This window comes from Pectobacterium sp. IFB5596, assembly GCF_021432585.1.
Taxonomy (GTDB): domain Bacteria; phylum Pseudomonadota; class Gammaproteobacteria; order Enterobacterales; family Enterobacteriaceae; genus Pectobacterium; species Pectobacterium punjabense.
In genome coordinates, this window is sequence record NZ_LXFY01000006.1 from 91,332 (window position 1) to 116,597 (window position 25,266).

The window sequence follows — 25,266 nt, forward strand, 5'->3', positions numbered from 1 at the left end:
AAAAATGTAAAAAGCAAGAATCGTTGTAATATCGGCGGGCAGACACAACACCCCAATAACAGATTCGGGTGAGGGCTTGGTGTATTCAGGGAAAGCACCAGCCATCACGCGGCAATAATATTGTGTTGTCTGAATCAATTCATCAACATGAGGTTTATATGCAAAGGCAGAAGTTACTTGTACAGATAGTCTTGGCTATCGTCCTGGGGATATTAATCGGATGGGCCTGCCATCAATATCTTGATGGCAGTCGAGCAAAAGAAGTTGCATCTTATTTCAACATGGTTACCGATATCTTCCTGCGCTTGATTAAAATGATCATCGCACCACTGGTCTTCGCTACGCTGGTTTCTGGCCTGGCAAGCATGGGAGGAAACTCTTCTGCTGTTGGCCGTATCGGTATGAAAGCCATGATCTGGTTTGTCAGCGCATCATTCATTTCCCTGCTCATCGGTATGCTCTTCGCTAACCTGTTCCAACCTGGTGCAGGCATGAATCTCGAGATCCCAGCGCAGCACGTTGCGACAGGCCTGAATACTGACAGCTTTACGCTTAAGAGCTTCATCAGCCATATCTTCCCGAAAAGTATCGTAGAAGCGATGGCGAACAATGAGATCCTGCAAATTCTGGTGTTCTCTCTGTTCTTCGGCTCCGCACTTGCCTATGTAAAAGGTAAAAACAAACACGCGACCACGATCATTTCCATGATCGAAGAACTGACCAAAGTGATGTTCCGCGTAACTGACTACGTAATGGCGCTGGCTCCTATTGCTGTCTTTGCCGCAATCGCTTCCGCGATTACCACGCAAGGTCTGGGACTGCTTTACGACTTCGGTAAACTGATCGGTGAGTTCTACCTTGGCCTGGCCGTACTGTGGGGTGTTCTGTTCCTGGTGGGCTATCTGTTCCTGGGCAAAGCCATCGTTACGCTAGCGAAGTTGATTCGCGAACCTACCATGCTGGCTTTCGCCACCGCGAGTAGTGAGTCGGCTTACCCGAAAACGATGGAAGCACTGACCAAATTCGGCGTACCGAAAAAAGTCACCAGCTTTGTGCTACCTCTTGGTTACTCATTCAACCTCGACGGTTCTATGATGTACCAGTCCTTTGCGATTCTGTTTATCGCACAGGCTTACAACATCGACCTGAGCGTCACTGAGCAAATCCTGATTCTGCTGACGCTAATGATCACCAGTAAAGGGATGGCAGGCGTAGCACGTGCCTCTATCGTGGTGGTTGCGGCAACGCTGCCGATGTTCAGCCTGCCAGAAGCAGGTATTCTGCTGATTATCGGTATCGACCAGTTCCTGGATATGGGTCGTACTGCAACTAACGTCATCGGCAACAGTATCTCTACCGCCGTTGTGGCCAGTCTGGAAAAAGACATCCACGATGATGAGGAGGAAGAGGTTACCGACGGTGTCGTCGCCTATCAGGAACCTCAGCAGGCCACGCAAAATAGCTAATGCTGACTGAGTGAATACTCTATAGCGGCCCACGTCACGTGGCCGCTATTTTTTTATCTCGTGGTCTAACGTTTATAGCCCAGACGTCGATGACAGCCCTTTCATATAGCGCCAAAACTTCTCGGAAGCCACATTCAGACGCGCATCAAGCCGATACAGATAAACCCCCATACGTATCACCGCGTTTTCCATGCTCAAAATCACCAGTTCTTTGTTTTTCAGCTCTTCCTGAATGGAATAGTCCGGCAGCCAAGCAATACCATAACCTTTCTTTGTCATGCGTTTGAGCAAATCGCTCATGGAAGAAACAAAATTAACCGTGAACTTATCGCTGTCGACGCTGGATAAGTAACGGCTGACCTGACGCCCCATGTAGCTTGTCTCAGTATAGTTGAGCAGCGGCACCGATGAGGCGCTCACGTCAAACAGCGGCTTCCCTGCACTGTCGCACGCGCAAACCGGATAAAGTCGGGATTCCAGTATCTTCTCGTGCATAAAAGGCTCTCCCATCAGATCCTCATTGTAAAACGAGAAAATAAAGTCACTGCGCCCTTCTTTAAGATTCAGCACCGCTTCATCGACATCGATCGATTCGACATAGAAGATTTTTTCCTGCGGGTCCGGCACATCTTTTAACAGCTCCGGCATGATAAACACCGACAGCGAATGCGCTGCTGCAATGGTGATCTTATTTTTGTAATTATCCCCGCCGTGCAGCTTATTGAGCTGATACTCCAAATCATCCAGCGTATTGCGGATATAGGCGTGGAACACGCGCCCCTGCTCAGTTAATTGCAACGGTAGCGCGCTGCGGTCGAAAATATCAAACCCGACGGCCGCTTCCAGCGCCTGAATACGCCGACTAAATGAGGATTGAGAGATATTTCGCTTCTCGGCAGCCAGCGTAAAACTACGGTGCTCTTCAAGCACGATAAAGTCATAGAGCCACTTGGTTTCGATATTGTTTAGCATCACCCCTCACTCAAGACGCTTAGCGCTATGCTTTCGTTCTCTACACCCGCGCTTTACATCATCAACAAAGATTTTTTCCACGGCACGCCGTTAAACCCAGTAAAAGCATAGAGATGCTAATAGTTATGCAAATCATACATAGCAGATGGGAATTTAGCAATTCACATTGCCCATCAGTGTGCGATTATCCTTTTAATTTCATAATGCTACAGGGTTAACAGCATGAACAGTCTCGTGGGAATTCTTGGTGGTATGGGGCCAGGTGCTACCGTCGATGCGATGCAAAAACTGATCAAAAACACGCCAGCGTATCGGGATCAAGACCACATTCCAATGATTGCGGTTTCTATTCCTGATATCCCTGACAGAACACAGTGCATTCTCCAGCACAGTGCGTCACCGCTGGGTAAGATGCTGCAATATATGAAAATTCTCGAAAACGCAGGCGCTGAGTGCATCATTATTCCATGTAATACCGCACATTATTGGTTTAATGAATTAAAACAACAGTGCCGTGCGGAAATGATCAGCATTATTGACGTGACCTGTCAGGCAATTAAGAATGCCAATACCACACGCGTCGGCTTATTAGCGACGACGGCGACCGTTAAAGCAAGAATTTATCAGGACAACCTGAACGCCGATAATATTGAGTGCTACACGCCGGATGAAGCTGACCAACACCAGGTAATGGAAAGCATCTATGCCTATAAATCCGGTGATATTTCTGGGGCCTATAGCATGCTGTCACCAGTAAAAGATCGCCTATTGCAGGCTGGCGTCGAGAAAATTATTTTAGGTTGTACCGAGCTTCCACTGATTCTGGAACAGGAAGTCAAAATCACCCCGCAACATTATGTCGACGCAACAGAAGAGTTAATTAAGAAAACGGTCGAGTGGTATTTTACGCACAGCACGAAAAATAATATCGCTGCTTAGAACGGTGATTATTTCAATTAAGCGATTAAAATAAATATGCCACTCGATATTAATTTATTCACCGAGTGGCATATTATACACATTTAATACTTAATGAATTTCAATCCCAAATAAAACACTGAGTATATAAGAATACTCAGAGATTATGACGGGAATTTCAGAGCACTATTTTGCGCTCCTGCATTAGAAACTACCCAAGATTTAGCTGCCGCGGTGGTCATCAAACTATATGAATAGTTAGATGATGCCGTCCATTTAGCCGCAGGTGATTTGCTCGCTACCGCTGCGGGTGAACTGCCATTATCCGTAAAGGTTGAACCATTACCTTTATCATCAACCATGCCTTTCTTTTCCGCACCGGTGCCAAATACGTTGCGTTCAGAAAGTACATTGGCATTCTGCGCGACTGTAAAAGCCAGATTGAATTTATTGACGTAGTTGTTGAAGACATGGAAATAACCATAACGCATCAGGCCAGGTGCACGAACCTGAATATTTTCGTAATAGTTGTGGCAGATGGTCAAACGTGGGTAGCCATTGTAGGCACTATTATTGTCATCTGCCGGATGACCAAAGATGCAGCCATATTTATGGTTTGAGAATAAGCAGTTACTGATCGTGACGTAATCCGCTTTTTCACCGATATAAATCAATTTATCGAGACTGCCATCACTATCACTCCACGTATGTCCCGGCCATGAGCAGTGATCCACCCAATAGCCTTTACCGTAGTTCAAATACAGTTGAATATCATCATTATCCTTGATGGAGACATCGTGTTTAAAAACCAGATTCTGAAAAATGACGTTAGCCGAGCTGCTATCAGCACGCAGGTGGATATTGGTCAGTACATTAGCCCCGCCGAAAGAACCGACAATGGTTTTATTACTGCCAAATACGACTTTGGTTAATGCTGATGCTTTCAACGATGCGCCCAGCACTACGATGGTTTTTGTGGAACCGCTCACGGCTGATTTAAAATCTGCCAGAGAATTTACCGTCACCACTTTACCACCCGTTCCTCCGGTAACATTCGCTGCTTTTGCAAAACCAATAATCCCAGTAAGATTCGTTGTTGGATAAGCCATAAATATCCCTCTTTACAATTAGTGAATAGTAGTGTCTTTTAATGCGTTATTTAATCGATAACAAATAACACACCGCCGACAATTAAAGAGTGTATATAGGGGATTTTATTATGCTTACTAATCGAGTTTAATAAAAAAAACAACCTTGCAAATAATTAAATTATCAATTGATAAGCTGCCATCCTTTTAGTAAAAGAATGGCAGCGCCAGAATGAGTATTACCACCCTTTTACTGCACCACCGTTAAAAATACGGTCAGCAGCCTGCTCAAACTCATCAGACTGATAGGCTTTAATAAATTTATTCACGTTCTCCGCCTCTTTATTATCCTCACGGGTCACGATGATATTCACATACGGAGATTCTTTACCTTCAATAAAAATACCGTCTTTCGTTGGCGTTAAGCCCGTCTGCTGAATATAGGTCGTACTAATAATTGCGATTGTCACTTGTGGATCGTCTAACAAACGTGGTAACTGTGCTCCTTCGACTTCCATAATACGCAGGTTATGCGGATTGGTCGTGATATCCAGCACTGTCGGCAATAACCCCGTATCCGGCTTCAGAGTAATTAATCCGGTTTTTTCCAACAATAACAAGGCTCGCCCCAGATTGGTGGGATCGAAAGGAATCGCGATAGTATCGCCATTTTTTAGATCATTGATATTCTTAATTTTCTTCGAATACCCTGCCATTGGGAAAACAAAGGTATTTCCTACTGCCACCAGCTTATAGCCGTGTTCACGGTTTTGCTGTTCCAGAAAAGGACGGTGTTGAAATACATTCGCGTCCAGATCGCGTTTATCCGTCGCCTCGTTCGGCAAGAGCGACCCGCTAAACCCAACCAGTTCAACCTCCAGATTATATTTTTCTTTTGCGACTTTCTTCGCGACGTCAGCAACATCCTGTTCCGCGCCATTAATCACACCAACTTTAATATGATTGGCAGAATTGCCTGCATTATCACACGCAGTCAATGCCATTGACGCGGTGACCATTCCCGCCACCAGCGCTATACGCCATTTCTTCATCATTCTGATTCCCTGACATCATAAACATATAGATTTAAAGAGAAAAACAGTATGTCTCTCGATTAACCGAGTCAAATAACTCCGCGTTCTATCAATATGCTTTTCATCATTCGAACAATAAGTGTGGTGATATTTGCTAAGCCGATTCCATTTTACCTATCTGCTATTGCTCGCCTCTGCATTCCCCCGCATTATGACGTTTTGATGACTTTGGATTCACACGGCGAACCATGATTAATGTGGCTTTGGTTGACGATCACATCGTTGTACGGTCTGGCTTTGCACAACTTCTGACATTAGAGAATGATATTCAGGTCGTTGGCCAATATGCTTCAGCGGCGCAGGCATGGCCGCATTTGCTCAAACAGCCGATTGATGTGGCCGTGATTGATATCGCCATGCCGGATGAAAGCGGCCTGTCGTTATTAACCCGTCTGCGTCAACAGCGCCCTAATTTTCGCGCCATTATTCTGAGCATCTATGACACTACCGCCTTTGTACAAAGTGCGTTAGACGCAGGTGCAGGGGGCTATCTCACAAAGCGCTGTGGCCCAGAAGAATTAGTGCAGGCGGTTCGCGTGGTCAGCAGCGGCGGCCTTTACCTGTGCGCCGATGCACTGCACGCCATTCGCCATCAGCAGCAGCCACCGAAAGAGCTGCTGGCGCTGACCCCGCGCGAGCGGGAAATATTCAGCCTGCTGATCAATGGAATTAGTGTAAAAAGCATCGCTGAACAGCTCGAACTTAGCCATAAGACCGTTCACGTTCACCGTGCCAATATTCTCAGTAAGTTACAGTGTGAGTCCACAGTAGAACTGGTGCACTTTGCGCTGCAACACCAATTGCTGGCTGGAAAATAAATCATGCGCCGCCTGCACGTCATCGGCATGACGCTGTTTCTGGCCTTTTTCTATAGCCTGATTTGGCTAGCGCTGTGGACCATCAGTTTCTATTTGAGCAACAACGGCCAGCAGGCGGCGCTGCTGTTACCGCAAGGGCTGCGGCTGGCGTTGATGATTTTGCTGCCTAGAAAGTACTGGCCGACCTTACTGCTTGCGGAAATCGCCATCCAGAGCTGGCTTATTAGCGAGCAGCTCATGACGCGTTCGCTGCTGCTACTTTCTCCGTTCCTCAGCCTGATTCCGGCCATCATCACGCATAAAATCTGGCATCGCTATACGCTTTATTGGCAACGGCTCCTGTTGCTGCTGGCGGCGCTGACGCTCAACACCCTTTTGCATGGTATCGCTATCGGCCCCTGGTTACACTCGCAACTGACACAAACGCTGCTGGCAACGTTTACCGGCGGCGTCCTGCTGATCCCATTCATCTATCTGCTGTACGAATACATCAAACAGCAGCACTTGCAGACGTTACTGGCGCAGGAGATCCCCGATCCGCCGCTGCGTACCTCGCTGCTGATTTGGTGCTCGCTGTTTTTTTCCATTGGCGTTTGCCTGCAAATAGCATTTACACCCGAGATGGAACGCCTACTGCTGATCTTCGTTTTTCTGCCCAATGTGGTGATGGCGTATAAATTCGGCTGGCAAGGCGGCGTGCTCTCCGCCGTACTCGGCAGTCTGATGATTGCCGTCACTCGCCAGGTGAGCGGAGCCTTTGATGACCTGCTCGAACTAGAGCTGTTTCTCTCTACGCAGGCGCTGCTCGGCATTGGATTGGGGATCGCGATAAGCCGTCAGCAACAGTTGGCACAGCGTCTTCAGCGCTACCGCCAGCAGTTGGAAAAGGAGCTAAAAACCCGACGCCGGCTGATGGAACGCATTATTCATACCGAAGAAGCCGTGCGCAAAGAGATCGCACGTGAGCTGCACGATGATATCGGCCAAAACATCACTGCGATTCAAATTCAGGCCATGCTGGTGAAACACAGCGCCCCCGCTGAGGCAGCCCAGCATGCCGCCGGGCAAATCAGTGAGCTGTCGCGGCGAATCCATCACACCACGCGCCAGCTGCTGCGCCAGTTGCGCCCACCAGTGCTGGATGAAATGGTGCTGGATAAAGCGCTGCACCATCTGGCGGATGAGTTCGCCTTCGCGGCTCGCGGCATCCAGTTTCAGTTGGATTATCAGCTTCCCCCCCCCCCTCATGATGACGTGGTGGTTTTCACCCTTTATCGGCTGGTGCAGGAACTGCTTAACAACATCAACAAGCACGCCAGCGCCACGCAGATTACGGTTCGCCTTTCCCAACAGGATGACCTGATTACACTCGACGTCATTGATAACGGTGTGGGCATCGCACAAAAAAACAGGTCGCATCCGACAGGCGGTGGCTTTGGCCTCCGGGGCATCGAGGAACGCGTACAGGCGTTGGGCGGTAACTGGCTGGCAAAAGCCGCCACCATTGGCGACGCTGCCACGCCGCGCGGTACGCACATAATTGTTAACTTGCCCACAAAATTTAAACAAAAAGACGATTAGCTAGGAATTATTCCTAGCCACCTAAAACCTTGTCTCATCCTTTTTAATTCACATCCCCCTACTCTTCTCTCAACGCGACGGAGAACCCCATGCAGGCACCCATGTTTTCACCGGGACAGCTTTCACCCACACAAATCAGCCAGCGTTATCGCTACTGGCGACCGCGATTGCTGATTTCCATGGTCATCGGGTATGCCACGTTTTACCTGACGCGTAAGAGCATCAACTTCGTCATGCCGGTGATGCAGTTGGAATTAGGGTTAAGCAAAGGCGATATCGGTCTGCTGGGGACGCTGTTTTATCTCTGTTATGGCGCGTCAAAATTTATCTCCGGCATCGTGTGCGATCGCAGCCAGGTGCGCTGGTTTATGGGTGTCGGGCTGATGATTACCGGCGTGCTGAATATTCTGTTCATGTACTGCCAGTCGCTCACGGGTTTGCTGATTGTTTGGGCGCTGAATGGGTTCTTTCAGGGCTGGGGGTGGCCGCCTTGCGCCAGACTGCTGAGCAGTTGGTATTCGCGCAATGAGCGCGGCCTCTGGTGGGGATGCTGGAATACGTCGATCAATATTGGCGGTGCGGCGGTTCCCCTGTTGGCGGGCTATCTGGCCTCCGAATGGGGATGGCAGGCGGCGCTGCTGGTGCCGGGCATCACCGGCATTGTGATTGGTCTGTGGCTGTGCTGGCAGCTGTGCGATAAGCCGCAACAGCAGGGGTTGCCCAGCGTCGGCCAGTGGCGGCGCGATGCGCTGGAGCTTCGACAGGAGCAACAGAGCCCACCGATGTCAATGCGCCAGATTCTGCGCGATGCGATTTTGCGTAACCGTACCATCTGGTTACTCGGGTTTTCCTACATTCTGGTGTACCTGATTCGCATCGCACTGAATGACTGGGGGAACATCTGGCTGTCGGAGAGCCACGGTTTCAACCTGCTCAGCGCGAACGCCACGCTGTCGCTGTTTGAACTGGGCGGGTTGATGGGAGCGCTGTTTGCCGGTTGGGGTTCGGACCTGCTGTTTCGTGGTCAACGCGCACCGATGATTTTGCTGTTTGCATTAGGGCTGTTTTTAACCATGACCGCGCTGTGGCTGGCACCGATTCATCATTATTCACTGCTCGCGGCCTGTTTCTTCAGTATCGGTTTTTTTGTTTTTGGACCACAGATGTTGATTGGTCTGGCTGCGACGGAATACAGCCATAAGGATGCCGCAGGCACGGTGACAGGTTTTCTGGCGTTGTTTGCCTATCTGGGGGCAGCGCTGGCGGGCTGGCCGTTGGCACAGGTGCTGCAACACTACGGATGGTCGGGATTTTTTACTCTGCTGGCGCTGGCTTCAGCCTGCATCGGATTGTTACTAATGCCGCTGCTGATGGCTGGCGTCAGCCGCCGGGAACGCTTAATGACATCAAAACAGCAATAACAATCGATAACTATACCCTAAATAATTCGAGTTTCAGGAAGGCGGCGACACAGCGAATCCCCAGGAGCTTACTCAGGTAAGTGACTGGGGTGAGCGAGGACAAATCGGCTAGCCGATTTGAACGCCGCTTGCGGTGGCCCGTGAGGGCGAGGCTCAGAGATGAGCCGAGTATTGCCAACGCACATGCAACTTGAAGTATGACGGGGATATACTAAGGAAAACATCATGAAACTGACTACCTTAACGACCCTCATCGCCGCTGGACTGACCGTTGCTGCTGTTACCACCACCACTGCTCGGGCCGAAGGCCGCTTAGTCGTTTATTGTGGTGCTACCAACACCTTTTGCGAGGAAGAAACTAAAGCTTTCAGCGAAAAATACAATGTCAAAGTATCATTCCTCCGTAACAGTGCGGGCAGCACGCTGGCAAAAATCGATGCGGAGAGAAAGAACCCACAGGCTGATGTCTGGTACGGCGGCACGCTGGACCCACAATCTCAGGCCGGTGAAATGGAATTACTGGAGCCGTATCAGTCTAAAAACCTTGAGCAGATCATGCCGCAGTTCCGCGATCCTGCCAAACGTAAAGGCAACTACTCGTCGGCCATTTATGTCGGCATCCTCGGTTTTGGCGTTAACACCGACCGCCTGAAAGAGAAAAACCTGCCGGTGCCGCAATGCTGGAAAGATCTGACTAACCCGGTCTACAAAGGCGAGATTCAGATTGCCGATCCACAGAGTTCCGGTACAGCCTACACCGCGCTGGCGACCTTCTCCCAGCTTTGGGGTCAGGATCAGGCTTTTGATTACCTGAAAAAACTGAATGCCAACGTGTCGCAGTACACCAAGTCTGGTATTGCCCCGGCACGTAACGCTGCGCGTGGCGAAACCGCTATCGGCATCGGCTTCCTGCATGACTACTCGCTGGAAAAAGAGAAAGGCGCACCGCTGGCATTGATCTCTCCGTGTGAAGGGACTGGCTATGAAATTGGCGGCGTCAGCATCCTGAAAGGCGCGCGCAATATGGATAACGCCAAACTGTTCGTTGACTGGGCGCTGTCGAAAGAAGCACAGGAACTATCCTGGAAGAAAGGCCAATCCTACCAGATCCTGACTAACACCACTGCCGAAGCGTCCCCTCTGTCGCTGAAATTGCAGGATCTGAAACTGATCAACTATGACATGGACAAATACGGCGCGGCAGACGTGCGTAAAGAGCTGATTTCCAAGTGGGTTAACGAAGTCAAAATGGGTCAATAACCTCGACTGATTGCCCTTTATTGATTGCAAAAAAACGAGAACACGGCGATATCGCGTTTCGCTTAACGCCGCGTTCTCAACATCGCTGATTGACCATTACTCAATATTATTCACCAACCAATACCTGTGACGATTCACTCTTATAAAACAACGCTATAAAGCACCAGGGAACCTTATGTCACACACACTCACTCTCTCACCGACGCCTAAACGGGACCCTATATTCCTATGGCTGGCGCTGATTGCAGCGACATTTTTGCTGCTGCCAGCGTGGAGCCTGGATTACGGCCTACTCGATGCCTCACGCGATGAACTGCTGGCGGCCTACAGTTGGTCGAGCCTGAATACCAGCCTGCTCTGGTTTCTGCTCCCGTTAGGATTACTAGCACGTCCACTGCTTACCCCCACTCGGCAGCAGCGTGGCCGCCACCGTTTTGATGCAGCTTATGCCTTGTTCTGTGCCCTTTTCGTGGTCATCAGCGCCACAGTTGAAGGCCGCGGTATGGGCTATGCCACCATTGTGCTGTTTGTCGCGCTGAGTGCGATTATTACGCTGGCGCTCTCACGGCTTGACTGGCTGGGGGGCGATCGCTTCGTCATCGGCTCGCTCATCAGCATCATCGCGCTGATTGGCGTCTTTATTCTTTACCCCAGCATCGCTATCTTCATCCCGATGTTCACCAACGACAGCGGTGAACTCGCGCCGCTGGCATTTATGCAGATTTTGGGTCAGACGCACATTTTACGGGTGATCTGGAACTCATTCCTGCTGTCGGTTGCCGTCGGTATCGGCTGTACTTTCTTCGGAATGGTGCTGGCGATCTACACTTCACGCATTGCCCGCCGTTCTGCAATTATTGGCCGCATTTTCTCCATTCTGCCTATCGTTACGCCACCGTTTGTCGTTGGGTTAGGCGTGACGCTGATGATGGGCCGATCCGGCTATGTCACCGAGCTGATGGTAGCCTGGTTCGGGCTGACGAACACTAACTGGCTGTACGGTTTTACTGGCATTTGGCTGGCACAGGTGCTCGCCTTCACGCCAATGTCGTTTATGATTCTCGAAGGCGCGATGAAGACGATTCATCCGTCGCTGGAAGAAGCGTCGTATACGCTACGTGCCAACCGCTACCAAACCTTTCAGCGGGTTTTCCTACCTCTGCTGAAACCAGCACTCGCCAACTCGTTCCTGATCGTAATCGTCCAGTCGCTGGCCGATTTCAGTAACCCACTGGTGCTGGGTGGAAACTTCGACGTACTCGCCACACAGATTTACTTCTATATCACCGGGGCACAGTTGGATTACCAGTCAGCCAGTACGCTCGGTGTTGTCCTACTGGTGTTCTCACTGGCCGTGTTCTGCGTGCAATATCTGTGGATCGGTAAACGCTCCTACGTCACGATTTCCGGTAAATCCTACCGGGGTGATGTACAGCCGCTGCCTGTTTCGCTGGTGTGGATCGTCAGCATCCTGCTCTATGTCTGGATTGCCTTTAACGTTCTGCTGTACGGCAGCATTTTCTACGGCAGCTTTACCGTTAACTGGGGCGTGGATTACACCCTGACGCTAGACAACTTCAGCAAACTGTTCGGACAAGGCTTTAACGACGGCGCCTGGCCTTCCCTGCTGGATACGCTGCTGTTCGCAGGTATCGCCGCACCGATTACGGCACTGTTCGGGCTGCTTATCGCCTACATCGTGGTACGCCAACAGTTCTACGGCAAAAAGGCTATCGAGTTCACTACCATGCTGTGCTTTGCCGTGCCGGGCACCGTGGCGGGTGTGTCCTACATCCTGGCTTTTAACAGTGCGCCCGTTTATTTAACGGGAACGGCGGTGATTGTCATCATGTCGATGGTCATGCGTAACGTGCCGGTCGGTATCCGTGCGGGTATCGCCGGACTGGGACAGTTAGATAAATCGCTCGATGAAGCATCGCTTAGTCTGCGGGCAGGCTCGATGCGCACAGTATTCTATATTCTGCTCCCGCTGCTGCGTCCGGCCATTCTGTCCGCGCTGATTTACAGCTTCGTGCGTGCCATTACTACCGTCAGCGCCATTATCTTCCTGGTTACGCCAGATACCCGCGTCGCCACGTCTTACATTCTTAACCGCGTGGAAGACGGTGAATACGGTATGGCGATTGCCTACGGTTCCATCCTGATTGTGGTCATGCTGGCCATTATTTTCCTGTTCGATTATCTGGTCGGTGAAGCGCGGGTTTCCCGCACAAAAGCCAAGAATAGTGACTAAGCGGAGTGATTACCTTGAATACTGAAAAAAACTTTGTCGAACTGAAGCACGTCACTAAACGTTTCGGCAACAACACCGTCATTGATGATTTGAATCTGGCGATCCCACAGGGAAAAATGGTCACGCTGCTGGGGCCATCAGGCTGCGGTAAAACCACGGTACTCCGTGCCGTTGCTGGGCTGGAAAAACCGACGGAAGGCCAGATTTTCATCGATGGCGAAGACGTCACCGAGCGCTCAATTCAACAGCGTGATATCTGCATGGTGTTCCAGTCTTACGCCCTCTTCCCACACATGTCGCTGGGCGAAAATATTGGCTACGGGCTAAAAATGCTCGGTCGTCCGAAGGCGGAAATCAATCAGCGCGTCAAAGAAGCGCTGGCGCTGGTCGACCTGGAGGGGTTTGAAGATCGCTACGTCGACCAGATTTCCGGTGGACAGCAACAGCGTGTCGCTTTAGCTCGTGCGCTGATCCTCAAGCCTAAAGTCCTGCTGTTCGATGAGCCACTGAGTAACCTCGATGCCAACCTGCGCCGCAGTATGCGTGAGAAAATCCGCGAACTTCAGCAGCAATTCAATATCACCTCGCTGTATGTGACGCACGATCAGAGTGAAGCCTTTGCGGTGTCGGACATGGTTCTAGTCATGAACAAAGGCAAAATCATGCAGTTGGGCGCGCCGCAGGAGCTCTATCGCCAGCCGGCTTCCCGCTTCATGGCCAGCTTTATGGGAGATGCCAATATCTTCCCAGCGACCTTTACGGCAGACAACGTGAACATCTATGGCTACCTCATTCCGCGTCCGCAGGGTTTTGCCGCCGGATTAAGCGAATCGACCGTTGGTATTCGCCCGGAAGCGATTACGCTCAGCCATCAGGGCGAAGAAAGCCAGCGCTGCACGATCACACAGGTCGCCTATATGGGGCCGCAGTACGAAGTGCAGGTAGACTGGCACGGGCAGTCGATGCTGTTGCAGGTTAACGCGACCCAGCTTCAGCCGAATCCAGGCGACAGCTACTATCTGCAAATTCATCCTTACGGCATGTTTGTCCTGTCCGAGCAATAAACATCGGCCACACGACCGGGAGCATTCGCTCCCGGTTTTACTTTTTCCCCACGTCGCAGCAGGTATACAACCATTTGGGCCTGCTTCAACTGCGACAGAGTACACACGCCTGTTACGGATTCCCTGCACGATTTGCTATGATAATGCCCTTTCACGCACGGAATGATCGCTATGAAACAGAAACCCATAACATTACATGATGTCGCCGAGTACGCTGGGGTTTCCTATCAAACCGTCTCCCGCGTGCTGAACCAAGCGCCTCATGTTTCATCCCGTACTCGTAGTAAAGTGGAACAGGCAATGGCGGCGCTGAATTACACGCCTAACCGCGTCGCACAGCAGTTAGCAGGGAAAACTATCACCACGCTTGGGCTGGTAACCACCGATCTTTCACTGCATGCACCTTCACAAATTGCCGCCGCCATTAAGAGCACCGCCAACCAGTTGGGGATCAACATCGTGATGTCCATGCTGAGCAGGTCGGATGTCAACAGCTGCAACAACGCGGTTAATGACCTGCTTTCTCAGCGGGTCAGCGGCGTTATCGTGAATGTTCCGTTATCAGCGGATGAAGCCGCCCACATTAGCCAGACCTGTGCCAACACGCCCGTGCTGTTTATGGATGCCGATCCACGTACTGATATACTCAATGTTATGTTCGATCCCGACCACGGTGCGCGGTTGGCTATCGCGCATCTGGTACAACTAGGGCATCAACATATCGCTCTGTTGACTGGACCAATGACCTCGATTTCCGCCCGCCTACGTTATCAAGGTTGGCTAACCGAGTTAGAGAAACAGCAGTTGTCCCCCGCCTCAGTGTTGCACGGTGACTGGAGCGCCGCTTCCGGTTATCACCAGACACTGGCTCTGCTGGGACAATCCCTGCGCATCTCCGCGATTGTTGTGGCGAACGACCAAATGGCGCTTGGCGTCCTGCGTGCATTGCACGAATATGGCCTGCGCGTGCCGGAGCAGATGTCGGTGATCGGCTTTGATGACACGCAGGACAGCGCGTATTACACCCCGCCACTGACGACAATTCGCCAAGATTTCAGGCTATTAGGTAAAGAAGGCGTCACCCGTTTGCTCGCTACACTGCGCGACTCTCCCCACACTACCTCGCTGCTATTACCCACTGAACTGATCGTGCGCCATAGCACCGCCGTACAGTCATCAACCCATGCCTCCCTGCAAGAGTTAACAAAGAATCTGTTGGATATTACACGTCAGCTCCAGAGACTGTAATCCTTTACACAATAATGCCTTTTCCACCACCGACGACAAACCCTAACAAAATAAGATGATAAACAATAAGTTATTTATTATACCTCATTGTTTTATTGCGTAACGCTTTCCAAACCCTCTGTATTCCCATTCATTTTACAAACGATCTTTGTGATCGCTTCCACTTTATTACTACATTCCGCTTTACTCAGCTTGGGGAGTCGATATGTTATGGAAAACAGGAATTGTGAGCGGATAACAATTTAAAATAACCAATCGCAATGCAGACTCTAAGACGTTCAGGAGTAAAGCCATCATGAGCGACACCGTTTTACCGAACCCGACACGCCATCACGCCACCCTGCAAGCAATCCTTGCCCGGCGTGATTGGGAAAATCCAGCGTGCACAAATTATCAAAGGCTCCCTGCTCATCCACCATTCAACAGCTGGCGTAGCATCGCTGCGGCACAACAGGATGAACCGTCTCAGCGGCTACGTCGCTTGAATGGCGAATGGTCATTCCATTATTTCACTCGCCCGGAAGCCGTACCAGAAAGCTGGCTACAGCAAGATCTACCTGACTCCACGACTATTCCTGTACCTTCCAATTGGCAACTACAGGGCTATGACACCCCGATTTACACCAACGTAAAATACCCGATCCCCGTCAATCCGCCTTATGTACCAAAGGATAACCCTACAGGTTGTTACTCGCTCACTTTTAAAGTCAATCGCGACTGGCTCAGCAGCGGACAAACCCGGATTATTTTTGATGGCGTCAACTCCGCTTTTTATCTCTGGTGTAACGGCCACTGGGTGGGGTATTCACAGGATAGCCGTCTGCCTGCGGAGTTTGATATTGGTCCTTATCTGGCCGCTGGTGAGAATCGACTGGCGGTAATGGTGCTACGCTGGTCTGACGGAAGCTATCTGGAAGATCAGGACATGTGGCGTATGAGCGGTATTTTCCGCGACGTCACGCTGCTACATAAGCCTGCGGTTCACCTCAGCGATATCCAACTGACTACTCCACTTAGTACCGATTTCTGCCACGGCACGTTGGATATTCAGGTAAAAGCCGCGATCCCCGAAGTTGAGGTTAAAAACTATCGCATCCACGCACAGCTCTGGCGTGGTAATAAACGCATCGGCGATGCACGCCAGGCGTTCGGTTGCAATATTGTCGATGAACGCGGGGCCTACCACGACAAAGCTTCTCTCCGTATTGATGTGCCACAGCCGGAGCTGTGGAGTGCCGAGCAGCCACACCTGTACCGCGCCGTCATTGCACTGGAAACCGTAGAAGGCGAGCTAATCGAAGCGGAGGCTTATGATGTTGGTTTCAGAAAAGTTGAAATCCGCAGCGGCCTGCTACTGCTAAATAGCAAGCCGTTACTGATACGCGGCGTTAACCGCCACGAGCACCATCCACAGCACGGCCAGGTCATGGACGAAGACACGATGCTGCACGATATTATGCTGATGAAGCAGCATAATTTTAACGCGGTACGCTGTTCGCATTACCCAAACCACCCCTTGTGGTATCGGCTATGCGATCGCTACGGTTTGTATGTTGTCGATGAGGCAAACATTGAGACACACGGCATGCAGCCGATGAACCGTCTCTCGGATGACCCTGCCTGGTTGCCAGCCTACAGTGAACGTGTATCTAGGATGGTGCAACGCGACCGTAATCATCCTTGCATCATTATTTGGTCATTGGGGAATGAATCTGGCTATGGCGCAAACCATGATGCACTTTACCAGTGGATCAAACGCCACGATCCGACCCGCCCCGTGCATTACGAAGGTGGCGGCGCGAATAGTCGTGCAACCGACATTGTGTGCCCAATGTACGCCCGCGTTGATGAAGACCAACCCTTCCCCAGCGTGCCTAAGTGGTCGATCACAAAATGGGTCAGTATGCCGGATGAACAGCGGCCACTTATCCTTTGTGAGTACGCTCACGCGATGGGCAACAGTTTGGGGGGATTCGCCCGCTATTGGAAAGCATTTCGTCAATATCCCCGGTTACAGGGCGGATTCATCTGGGACTGGGTCGATCAAGCGCTGACTCGTCATGATGAACAGGGCAATGCCTACTGGGCGTACGGTGGAGATTTTGGCGACACGCCTAACGATCGCCAGTTCTGTCTGGACGGCCTGCTTTTTCCCGATCGCACCCCGCACCCCAGCTTATATGAAGCTCAGCGGGCACAGCAGCATATTCAATTCACCTGGCAAGCTGAATTCCCATGTGAGTTACGCGTCACCAGCGAATATCTGTTTCGCCATACGGACAACGAGCAGTTGAACTGGTGCATTACGCTGAACGGCGGCACGCTTGCGCAAGGTTCGTTACCGTTGACGCTTGCACCGCAGTCCACTCAAACGCTGACGCTGTTAGAGGCACTTCCCATAGCCGAACGCACAGGGGAACTCTGGCTCAACGTAGAAGTCGTACAACCCAGAAAAACCGCCTGGTCAGAGGCAAACCATCGCTGTGCGTGGGATCAGTGGCAACTCCCTACACCGCTTCACCAGCCCGAAGCACCCTGTTCTGGGCAAAAAAAATCCCCTATTCTACAAGCGTCCGATACGTACGTTGAAATCGTTCAAGGCGAGCAGCGTTGGCGTTTTAACCGCCAAAGCGGTTGGCTAGAACAGTGGTGGACGGCAGATATCCCTACTCTGCTAACCCCCTTACAGGATCAATTTGTTCGGGCACCGCTGGATAATGACATCGGCATCAGTGAAGTTGATCGCATCGATCCCCGCGCCTGGGCCGAGCGCTGGAAATCGGCCGGGCTTTATCAATTGCAAGCGCAGTGCGTTGCCATTCAGGCTGACCAACTCGCCGATGCCGTACACGTTGTCACCGAGCACGTATTCCGCCATGCCGGGCAGATCCTGCTACGGAGTAAAAAGTGCTGGCAGATTGATGCGCACGGCATGATGACCGTTGATGTCGATGTTGATGCTGCAACGGTACTGCCCTCGCTAGCCAGAGTGGGCTTGAGCTGCCAATTAGCTGACGTCACGCCTCAGGTTAGTTGGGTCGGGCTTGGCCCGCATGAGAATTACCCAGACCGACAACTCGCCGCACAGCACGGGCATTGGAGCCTGCCGCTAGATGACCTTCACACGCCCTACATTTTCCCATCGGAGAACGGATTACGCTGCAACACACGTATGCTGACATATGGAAAATGGGTTATCACCGGAAATTTCCATTTCGGGATAAGCCGCTACGGACTCACACAACTGATGACATGCACCCACCATCATTTACTAGAAAAAGAAAAAGGCGTTTGGCTCAATCTGGATGGTTTCCACATGGGAATTGGTGGTGATGACTCCTGGAGTCCCAGCGTCCATCGCGATGATTTGCTAACAGCGACGCATTATCACTATCGCGTCGCTATTCAACATCACTAACCGTATTGATATGAAAAAAGAGTATTAAAAAAAATAACGAAAGAGCACGGGTTATACCGTCTCTTTCCATTCTAGTTGTATCCAGAAAGTATATATCCGCCGTAAACATAAACGTTGCGGATATATACCCTAAATAATTCGATCTGTATGCGGGCGGCAAGTGAGGGAATCCCGATGAACTTACTCAAGTAAGTGATTCGGGTGAGTGACAAACCTGCCAGAGGCAGGTTTGAACGCTGCTTGCAGCGGCCCCAACGGGGCGAGGTACACGCCAGTGTGCCGAGTAACGCAGCCAACGCACATACAACTCGAAGTATGACGGGTATAATGCATATCGGAGAAAACAACATGTATTACCTACATAACAAGAATTTTTGGATATTCGGCCTGTTTTTCTTTTTCTATTTCTTCATCATGGGGGCTTACTTCCCCTTTTTCCCTATTTGGCTCCATGACATTAATCAAATAAGTAAAAGTGACACAGGAATCATTTTTGCCTGTATTTCTTTTTTCGCTTTACTATTCCAACCTATATTTGGCTTACTGTCAGATAAATTAGGACTGAGAAAACATCTGCTATGGATCATCACCATAATGCTGGTGTTTTTTGCGCCGTTCTTTATTTATGTTTTTGGTCCATTGTTAAAATACAATATCGTTTTGGGTTCTATCGTCGGTGGTATTTATCTGGGGTTTATCAACAACGGAGGTGCACCAGCCATTGAAGCCTACATCGAGAAAGTCAGTCGCCGTAGCCAGTTTGAATTTGGCCGTGCACGCCTGTTCGGCTGTCTCGGTTGGGCACTCTGCGCGTCCATTGTTGGCATCATGTTTACCATCAATAACCAGTTTGTTTTCTGGCTTGGCTCAGGTTGTGCAGTCATCCTCGCCATCCTGTTGCTGCTAGCAAAACCAGAGGCCTCCTCCAGCGCTATCGTTGCCGACCAGGTAGGCTCCAACCAGAAACCCTTCAGCCTGAAAATGGCAGCTGAACTGCTAAAAGAACGTAAAATCTGGTTCCTGACTCTCTATGTCGTCGGCGTTTCTTGTACTTATGATGTGTTCGATCAGCAGTTTGCCAATTTCTTCACCTCGTTTTTCGAGACCCGACAGGAAGGTACAAGAGTATTTGGTTATGTCACTACGCTGGGTGAATTACTTAATGCCACCATCATGTTCTTCGCTCCTCTGATTGTGAACCGTATCGGCGGTAAGAACGCGCTTCTCATCGCCGGGACGATTATGTCCGTGCGAATTATTGGCTCTGCTTTTGCCGATTCTGTACTGGAAGTGATTGTGCTGAAAACGCTACACATGTTTGAAGTTCCTTTCCTGATTGTCGGTTGCTTCAAATACATTACCACTGTCTTTGAAGTCCGCTTTTCTGCGACTATTTATCTGGTGTGCTTCTGTTTCTTCAAACAGATATCAATCATTTTCATGTCCATCTTTGCTGGCAATATGTATGACAGTATCGGCTTTCATGGCACTTACCTGATTTTAGGCGGCATCGCCCTCTCCTTTACGACGATATCTCTATTCACTCTGTCAGGAAAAGGGCCGCTATATGCCTTTTCCGATAAACAAAAAACACCAATAAACCAACCGTAACGATAGAGAAATACGCTGCAATGCCGATATTTGCCAAAAATATCGGCAGATTGCGCATTCTCTCACCGAACAGTGCAATTTTGTGGTTTACGCCTTTGACATGTGCAACACACGTCGTTATTATGCGCCCCGTCAACACGATTCCTCTGTAGTTCAGTCGGTAGAACGGCGGACTGTTAATCCGTATGTCACTGGTTCAAGTCCAGTCAGAGGAGCCATACATAGAAAATCCCGCTTAAGGAAACTTAAGCGGGATTTTTGCTTTTTGGCTCGTTATCCAATAAATCCACACGAAAAATCTCAGTGCCTATCTGACAATGAAACGGTGATGTTTACCCAGCCATAAAAGCAAACCTGGTTCTGGGTTAATCATTGCCAGTTCATCAGTCTCTTTATGAGTGTCGATCCTTACTGCTCCTGAGCGAATCAGCCTCCTCAGTTCCGAGCGACTCATCTCGGCAAGAGCCTGACTACAAAGATCAATCAGCGTCAGCGGTATCTGCTCGTCAAAGATCAGTGGAAGATGATCCTCTTCGGTAGGATTGTGTTGCTGAAATACCCGTTCAAAATGTTTGCCAGCAGCGTCAGCAGCTTCCACATCATGGTAGATACCAACTATTTGGTATGCCAGATCCTTTTTAATAAGAATGGGATTTTCCCCCCGTTCCATCTGCTCTCTAACTTCGATGATATATTCTGCTGAAACATTCGCGGCCAGGCTGAGATAACTGATAATAAGATGATCAGGTAACGACATGATTTTTCCATACATATCTTCAGGGCTGTCCGTTAGCGCAATATAATTCCCTTTCGATTTACTCATCTTATCTTTGCCGTCTAACCCCTCCAGTAGAGGCATAGTGATGACCGACTGCCCTTCACTTCCGAAGGATTCCTGTAGCATCCGCCCTACCATGTTATTAAAGAGCTGATCCGTACCACCAAGCTCAACGTCCGCATTAATCATCACGGAGTCATATCCTTGAAGGATCGGATACAAAAGCTCATGTAGATGAATAGGTAAGGACGCGGCATACCGATTTTTGAAATCATCACGCTGCATCATTTGTGCTAACGTGACGCGGGAAACAAGCCCAAGAATTTCAGAAAAAGGCATTTTTCTAAACCAGTCGGAATTACGACGTACCTGTATACGCGAAGTATCTATAATTCGGCCGAGCTGATCGAGATAGGTCTGACTATTAAGAGCGATTTGTTTTTCGCTTAATGGTGGGCGCAGCTTGTTGCGACCTGTCGGATCGCCAATAGAGGCCGTAAAATCGCCAATAATAATGACGATATCGTGGCCAGCATCCTGAAATTGCTTTAATTTACGTAATACAACAGCGTGTCCGAGATGAAGATCAGGAGCTGTAGGGTCGAACCCAAGCTTAATGATAAGCTTACGATTCTCTTTTTCAGCTAGCTCAAGCTTCTTTTCGAGCCCATTAGCGGGCTCCATGATGGCAATATTTGAAGCCAACACGGCAATATTATTATTAGTTTTCATTGACATTCTCAGTTAAGTTAAGAAACATTTAGCGACGCTTTACATGTGTTCTTATCAAAGCAGAATGGCCGTCAATACGGATCGAATTGTAGGTTCTCAGCAACTGAGTAAAGCCGTTTATGCCAACAAACCTATCATTCGTCGCCTTAGTAACTCGAAAGCGTTTACCTGCACCATTATTGGCCAACCCGGTTACCTATACCGACCAACATCTTGCTTCTACCAATCTTACCCCCGTAACTCAGGTATTTACATTGGTAAAAAGGCAGTTAGGTAAATTTAGAAACGGCCACTTAAGTTTCTTTAAGCGACCGTTTTGCTATATGAGCCCATATACTGCATCTTTGAGATGACAAAATTAACACGCTCATCGACCGGAACACGAGGAAGTTCCCACAACTGGTAACCATATTTTTGATATGTATCAAGCATAACCTGATAGGTTAATACGGCTTCTTCGAAAGATTGTTTTCGCTCCGTATCTTGCACATAAATTTCGCGCCATGGCGGAGCAATAAATACATGTTCAAAGTAGCGACATTGCCGTAATGCTTCCTCCAGATGCATTGGAATAGGTAATTCACAAAGGCTCAGATAGCCCGCTATATCAGGGATTCCCCGGTCGAAAAAACACGGTGTATTACCGTCGTCAAGGTGGTGATAAGAACGCATTTCCCAGCACAGCATCATTTCTGCAAATGCCGCACGATCTCCCCACGGCAGCGCGTTTCCACCAATAGCAAGCTGATCCTGAATAATGGCTCTACCCGCCTCTGTTGAGCATGTGTACCCACGTTGAGTAAGGGCGTCGATAAGCGTACTTTTTCCTGACCCGGGTCCTCCGGTTAGCACAATACGTTGCTGAATATTAGTCATACAATTCTCCTCTGAAGAAGGCAGAGTAAAAAGATATTAAAAAGGAGGGGGAAAAAGAGAAAATGAAGGAAGGCTTTGGCAGTATATACCCTAAATAATTCGAGTTTCAGGACAAAAACAGCAAGGCGTTTTTGAACAGCGCTTGCGCTGACCCCGAAGGGCTGAGGCCATAAGGCCGAATAACGCGGCAAGCGAAGGACAAATTCGTCGAGAACGAATTTGACCAGCCAACGGCTGGCCTCCGGTGAGAGACAGGATGTCTCTCATTTCATCCCGATGAGCTTACTCAGGTAAGTGATTCGGGTGACTGACAAACCTGCTAGAGGCAGGTTTGAACGCTGCTTGCAGCGGCCCCAACGGGGCGAGGTACACGCCAGTGTGCCGAGTAATGCAGCCAACGCACATGCAACTTGAAGTATGACGGGTATACCAACAACTTATCTGCGTAGGAAAACGCACATTCACCGTACGTAAAGTACGCTGTGTCATATTTTCAGCAACTACCCGTCAATCGTTTAAGAGTTAACGGCTTGGGGACTCCAGGAGAAGAAGGGATGAGATAGGTTGCCACTTGCTAATACAGCGACAACCTTTATGCTACGATATTAATGGCCGTATTTAAAATTAAACCCTAATGCATCACCCGTAGTATCATACTCGCGGAAGTTATATATCAAAGGTTTCCATTTCGACGAGTCGATAACATCATTTGACCCTAATAATTCGCTATCCACCCAAACATTGATGATGTCCAACTCGACCAGAATAAAACGCCCCTTGTCTGTCGTGCTGACGGTCTTACATTCTGCCTGAATGGGACATTCAATAACCCGAGGCGGAGTAATATCTGTAGATGCTTCAGTATGAAGACCCACTTTGGCAAATTTATCGTGACATATCTGAACGCCCCATTTTATCTGGCCTTCAGATAGCGTCTCGTTTCCAGTCAACTTGCCAAGCTCTTCAACCTTCTCCCAAAGTTTGTAATCAGGAATATTGATAACAACATCCGATCCGGATAATAGATTATCGTAGGTTTTGCTGCCTTTGCTGACACCGATAATGATTTTATCCCCGAGAGATATTGATGATGAGATAGAAGCAATATTAATGTTTTCGTTGCTATCATCTATCGTCGTAACGAGGAAAACCGGAAATCCATAATAAAACGAACTGAGTTTTACATTCTTTTTCATCTGAGTTAAAACCTCATCATAGATTATCGTTATATTCCTCATTTTTACTCTTTTGACTTCCACTTAACAATAACCATAATTGAGTAGTGATAGTTATATTTTTATAAACTCTCTATCCCCAATAAGTAGTTTATTAATAAATAACTTAATGTGACTATTCCTTAGCGCTAGGCTTCCTTTCAACTTACTGGCTGATAAAAATAACCGACATGTGACACACTGCCGCTTGATAACAGAGCCCTTTTATGAGGTGTTTCGGCATTGTAAAAAATTAATTGGCAAAAAATAATTCACAAGCCTTAAAAGAGGTATATGATATGCATTATATAGTTTTTCCCCTCCCAACCCGCATGTGGCTGGGTAAAGCATGAGGTTTAAACATGGAACGAATTGTCATACCTGCGAATTATGTTCATACCCGCACAACCCCTTTTTGGACAAAAGAGACTGCCCCCGCGTCAATCTGGCAGCGCCATTTAGACGCAGGAACACGGCAAGGTGTTTACCCGCGTTTGTGCGTAATGCAAGGGACGATTCGTTATTATGGCTATGCCGATGAGACGAGTCCTGAGCCAATTGAAACGCTGACGATTGAAGCAGGGCAATTTGGCGTATTTCCTCCAGAAAAATGGCACAGAATTGAAGCGTTGTCTGATGATACGTTATTTAATGTAGACTTTTATGTCGATCCAAAAATTCTGATAGAAGGTTGAGGTGAAAAAATGACAGCTGAAAATAAAGGGTATTCATTAACGCTATTGAATCGCGATAATAATGAAAAAGTAGGAAAAGTTTATCTTAAACCGATGGCTTTTTATGTCCCAGACTTCGCTTCTGGCGCAGTTGAGCAATTGATTAATGAACTGTCTTTAACCAGTGAAAATAAAAAAGGTTTCTTGCTGACAGTGACGAACAATAACAATGGCGTAGCCGTTGACAAAGACTTCTCCGCGCTTGAAGGATTAAAAGATAAGACAACTTCCGCTGAAGCGGTAAAAGAACTGGTTAATATCGTGCGTGGTTACGATGCAGATGAAGAAACTAACGTCTGCGGCTGGTAAGATGGCATAGCGTCATCATAACTCAAGCTGCACGTTTATTTATCCCCCTGCAATTTTAGTTATTTAAGGTATCCTTCAGTACCATTCCAATTAAAAAACAGGCGCTGGATGTCTTTTGACTTAACAAGCGCCACTGTACCCTACATTGGTTACTAAAAATAACTATTCACAACTATACATTATGAGTCAGCTATGTAATTCCGCACGCTCTTTATCGCTCTCGCCCTCCGGTAAAACATGGTGGTGGATATGCTCTCACCCGCTAGAAATCATCATCAAAATAACCATAAAAAATTAAACCATTTCTATTAAATGCCGATTTACTCTATGAAAAATCGGTTTACTTAGCTTTTACGGTGTTAGGGCTCAGCTTCGTATTCCGCATGATGGGCTTATCCCATCCTCCGAGA

Annotated in this window: 19 protein-coding genes and 1 tRNA gene; 14 read left to right on the plus strand and 6 right to left on the minus strand. The window is 48.9% G+C overall.

Features of this window, described 5'->3' with window-relative positions; translation table 11 throughout:
• Window positions 1-158 precede the first annotated feature (158 nt).
• The gene (locus A6301_RS07460) at window positions 159-1,466 is read left to right on the plus strand and encodes a dicarboxylate/amino acid:cation symporter (RefSeq protein ID WP_107169934.1); all 1,308 of its coding nucleotides are present in this window, start codon (window positions 159-161) and stop codon (window positions 1,464-1,466) included.
• Between the two features lie 72 nt (window positions 1,467-1,538).
• Here the strand turns inward: A6301_RS07460 and hypT are convergent, their stop codons facing one another.
• A complete protein-coding gene (gene hypT, locus A6301_RS07465) occupies window positions 1,539-2,438 on the minus strand; it encodes a hypochlorite stress DNA-binding transcriptional regulator HypT (protein WP_234257466.1) in 900 nt (299 codons plus the stop codon).
• 222 nt (window positions 2,439-2,660) lie between these two features.
• Between hypT and A6301_RS07470 the strand changes: the two genes are divergently transcribed.
• Window positions 2,661-3,377 (plus strand): aspartate/glutamate racemase family protein, encoded by a 717-nt coding sequence (locus A6301_RS07470; protein ID WP_234257467.1) that lies wholly within the window; start codon window positions 2,661-2,663, stop codon window positions 3,375-3,377.
• A 143-nt stretch (window positions 3,378-3,520) separates the two neighbouring features.
• Here the strand turns inward: A6301_RS07470 and A6301_RS07475 are convergent, their stop codons facing one another.
• Together A6301_RS07475 and A6301_RS07480 are read right to left on the minus strand one after the other, a co-directional pair.
• On the minus strand, window positions 3,521-4,465 hold the full coding sequence (locus A6301_RS07475) for a polysaccharide lyase (RefSeq protein ID WP_215482807.1): 945 nt from the start codon (window positions 4,463-4,465) through the stop codon (window positions 3,521-3,523).
• A gap of 218 nt (window positions 4,466-4,683) precedes the next feature.
• A complete protein-coding gene (locus tag A6301_RS07480; protein WP_255764402.1) occupies window positions 4,684-5,499 on the minus strand; it encodes a MetQ/NlpA family lipoprotein in 816 nt (271 codons plus the stop codon).
• A 227-nt stretch (window positions 5,500-5,726) separates the two neighbouring features.
• On the opposite strand from A6301_RS07480, the gene A6301_RS07485 reads away from it, so the two are divergent.
• From A6301_RS07485 to A6301_RS07530, 10 genes are all read left to right on the plus strand, one after another.
• On the plus strand, window positions 5,727-6,356 hold the full coding sequence (locus A6301_RS07485; protein WP_010285873.1) for a response regulator transcription factor: 630 nt from the start codon (window positions 5,727-5,729) through the stop codon (window positions 6,354-6,356).
• Window positions 6,357-6,359: 3 nt separating this feature from the next.
• Window positions 6,360-7,937 carry an MASE1 domain-containing protein gene (locus tag A6301_RS07490; protein WP_234257468.1) on the plus strand — a complete coding sequence of 526 codons (1,578 nt, stop codon included), beginning with the start codon at window positions 6,360-6,362 and terminating at the stop codon, window positions 7,935-7,937.
• A gap of 89 nt (window positions 7,938-8,026) precedes the next feature.
• A complete protein-coding gene (gene uhpC, locus A6301_RS07495; protein ID WP_107169928.1) occupies window positions 8,027-9,358 on the plus strand; it encodes an MFS transporter family glucose-6-phosphate receptor UhpC in 1,332 nt (443 codons plus the stop codon).
• Window positions 9,359-9,583: 225 nt separating this feature from the next.
• On the plus strand, window positions 9,584-10,618 hold the full coding sequence (locus A6301_RS07500; RefSeq protein ID WP_107169927.1) for an ABC transporter substrate-binding protein: 1,035 nt from the start codon (window positions 9,584-9,586) through the stop codon (window positions 10,616-10,618).
• A 175-nt stretch (window positions 10,619-10,793) separates the two neighbouring features.
• Window positions 10,794-12,872 (plus strand): iron ABC transporter permease, encoded by a 2,079-nt coding sequence (locus A6301_RS07505; protein WP_234257469.1) that lies wholly within the window; start codon window positions 10,794-10,796, stop codon window positions 12,870-12,872.
• Between the two features lie 5 nt (window positions 12,873-12,877).
• On the plus strand, window positions 12,878-13,936 hold the full coding sequence (fbpC, locus tag A6301_RS07510) for a ferric ABC transporter ATP-binding protein (RefSeq protein WP_205942486.1): 1,059 nt from the start codon (window positions 12,878-12,880) through the stop codon (window positions 13,934-13,936).
• Window positions 13,937-14,107: 171 nt separating this feature from the next.
• Entirely contained in the window at window positions 14,108-15,184 is a 1,077-nt protein-coding gene (locus A6301_RS07515; protein WP_234257470.1) for a LacI family DNA-binding transcriptional regulator, read from the plus strand.
• A gap of 295 nt (window positions 15,185-15,479) precedes the next feature.
• The gene (locus A6301_RS07520; protein ID WP_234257471.1) at window positions 15,480-18,602 is read left to right on the plus strand and encodes a beta-galactosidase; all 3,123 of its coding nucleotides are present in this window, start codon (window positions 15,480-15,482) and stop codon (window positions 18,600-18,602) included.
• Window positions 18,603-18,950: 348 nt separating this feature from the next.
• Window positions 18,951-20,213 carry an MFS transporter gene (locus A6301_RS07525; protein WP_107169921.1) on the plus strand — a complete coding sequence of 421 codons (1,263 nt, stop codon included), beginning with the start codon at window positions 18,951-18,953 and terminating at the stop codon, window positions 20,211-20,213.
• 142 nt (window positions 20,214-20,355) lie between these two features.
• Window positions 20,356-20,431 (plus strand) — tRNA-Asn (locus A6301_RS07530).
• An 89-nt stretch (window positions 20,432-20,520) separates the two neighbouring features.
• Here the strand turns inward: A6301_RS07530 and tyrS are convergent.
• The 3 genes from tyrS to A6301_RS07545 all read right to left on the minus strand — a co-directional run bounded on the left by tyrS (window position 20,521) and on the right by A6301_RS07545 (window position 23,795).
• Window positions 20,521-21,723 (minus strand): tyrosine--tRNA ligase, encoded by a 1,203-nt coding sequence (gene tyrS, locus A6301_RS07535; RefSeq protein WP_215482800.1) that lies wholly within the window; start codon window positions 21,721-21,723, stop codon window positions 20,521-20,523.
• Between the two features lie 303 nt (window positions 21,724-22,026).
• Window positions 22,027-22,599, minus strand: a complete 573-nt coding sequence (locus A6301_RS07540; RefSeq protein ID WP_215482799.1) for an AAA family ATPase — start codon at window positions 22,597-22,599, stop codon at window positions 22,027-22,029.
• A 605-nt stretch (window positions 22,600-23,204) separates the two neighbouring features.
• Window positions 23,205-23,795 carry a flavin reductase family protein gene (locus tag A6301_RS07545; RefSeq protein WP_234257472.1) on the minus strand — a complete coding sequence of 197 codons (591 nt, stop codon included), beginning with the start codon at window positions 23,793-23,795 and terminating at the stop codon, window positions 23,205-23,207.
• Between the two features lie 380 nt (window positions 23,796-24,175).
• Between A6301_RS07545 and A6301_RS07550 the strand changes: the two genes are divergently transcribed.
• Together A6301_RS07550 and A6301_RS07555 are read left to right on the plus strand one after the other, a co-directional pair.
• Entirely contained in the window at window positions 24,176-24,508 is a 333-nt protein-coding gene (locus A6301_RS07550; protein ID WP_137740867.1) for a DUF1971 domain-containing protein, read from the plus strand.
• A 9-nt stretch (window positions 24,509-24,517) separates the two neighbouring features.
• Window positions 24,518-24,856: a DUF1869 domain-containing protein gene (locus tag A6301_RS07555; protein WP_215483784.1), complete on the plus strand. Its 339-nt coding sequence runs from the start codon at window positions 24,518-24,520 to the stop codon at window positions 24,854-24,856.
• Window positions 24,857-25,266: the final 410 nt, after the last annotated feature.

What these genes read in the sequence shown, in the direction of transcription:
- A6301_RS07555 (WP_215483784.1), top strand. Translation starts at nt 24,518, where the DNA reads ATGACAGCTGAAAATAAAGGGTATTCATTAACGCTATTGAATCGCGAT.
- A6301_RS07470 (WP_234257467.1), top strand. Translation starts at nt 2,661, where the DNA reads ATGAACAGTCTCGTGGGAATTCTTGGTGGTATGGGGCCAGGTGCTACC.
- tyrS (WP_215482800.1), bottom strand. Translation starts at nt 21,723, where the DNA reads ATGAAAACTAATAATAATATTGCCGTGTTGGCTTCAAATATTGCCATC.
- hypT (WP_234257466.1), bottom strand. Translation starts at nt 2,438, where the DNA reads ATGCTAAACAATATCGAAACCAAGTGGCTCTATGACTTTATCGTGCTT.
- A6301_RS07540 (WP_215482799.1), bottom strand. Translation starts at nt 22,599, where the DNA reads ATGACTAATATTCAGCAACGTATTGTGCTAACCGGAGGACCCGGGTCA.
- A6301_RS07480 (WP_255764402.1), bottom strand. Translation starts at nt 5,499, where the DNA reads ATGATGAAGAAATGGCGTATAGCGCTGGTGGCGGGAATGGTCACCGCG.
- A6301_RS07490 (WP_234257468.1), top strand. Translation starts at nt 6,360, where the DNA reads ATGCGCCGCCTGCACGTCATCGGCATGACGCTGTTTCTGGCCTTTTTC.
- A6301_RS07505 (WP_234257469.1), top strand. Translation starts at nt 10,794, where the DNA reads ATGTCACACACACTCACTCTCTCACCGACGCCTAAACGGGACCCTATA.
- A6301_RS07485 (WP_010285873.1), top strand. Translation starts at nt 5,727, where the DNA reads ATGATTAATGTGGCTTTGGTTGACGATCACATCGTTGTACGGTCTGGC.
- A6301_RS07525 (WP_107169921.1), top strand. Translation starts at nt 18,951, where the DNA reads ATGTATTACCTACATAACAAGAATTTTTGGATATTCGGCCTGTTTTTC.
- A6301_RS07545 (WP_234257472.1), bottom strand. Translation starts at nt 23,795, where the DNA reads ATGAAAAAGAATGTAAAACTCAGTTCGTTTTATTATGGATTTCCGGTT.
- A6301_RS07515 (WP_234257470.1), top strand. Translation starts at nt 14,108, where the DNA reads ATGAAACAGAAACCCATAACATTACATGATGTCGCCGAGTACGCTGGG.
- A6301_RS07500 (WP_107169927.1), top strand. Translation starts at nt 9,584, where the DNA reads ATGAAACTGACTACCTTAACGACCCTCATCGCCGCTGGACTGACCGTT.
- A6301_RS07475 (WP_215482807.1), bottom strand. Translation starts at nt 4,465, where the DNA reads ATGGCTTATCCAACAACGAATCTTACTGGGATTATTGGTTTTGCAAAA.
- A6301_RS07550 (WP_137740867.1), top strand. Translation starts at nt 24,176, where the DNA reads ATGGAACGAATTGTCATACCTGCGAATTATGTTCATACCCGCACAACC.
- A6301_RS07520 (WP_234257471.1), top strand. Translation starts at nt 15,480, where the DNA reads ATGAGCGACACCGTTTTACCGAACCCGACACGCCATCACGCCACCCTG.
- A6301_RS07460 (WP_107169934.1), top strand. Translation starts at nt 159, where the DNA reads ATGCAAAGGCAGAAGTTACTTGTACAGATAGTCTTGGCTATCGTCCTG.
- uhpC (WP_107169928.1), top strand. Translation starts at nt 8,027, where the DNA reads ATGCAGGCACCCATGTTTTCACCGGGACAGCTTTCACCCACACAAATC.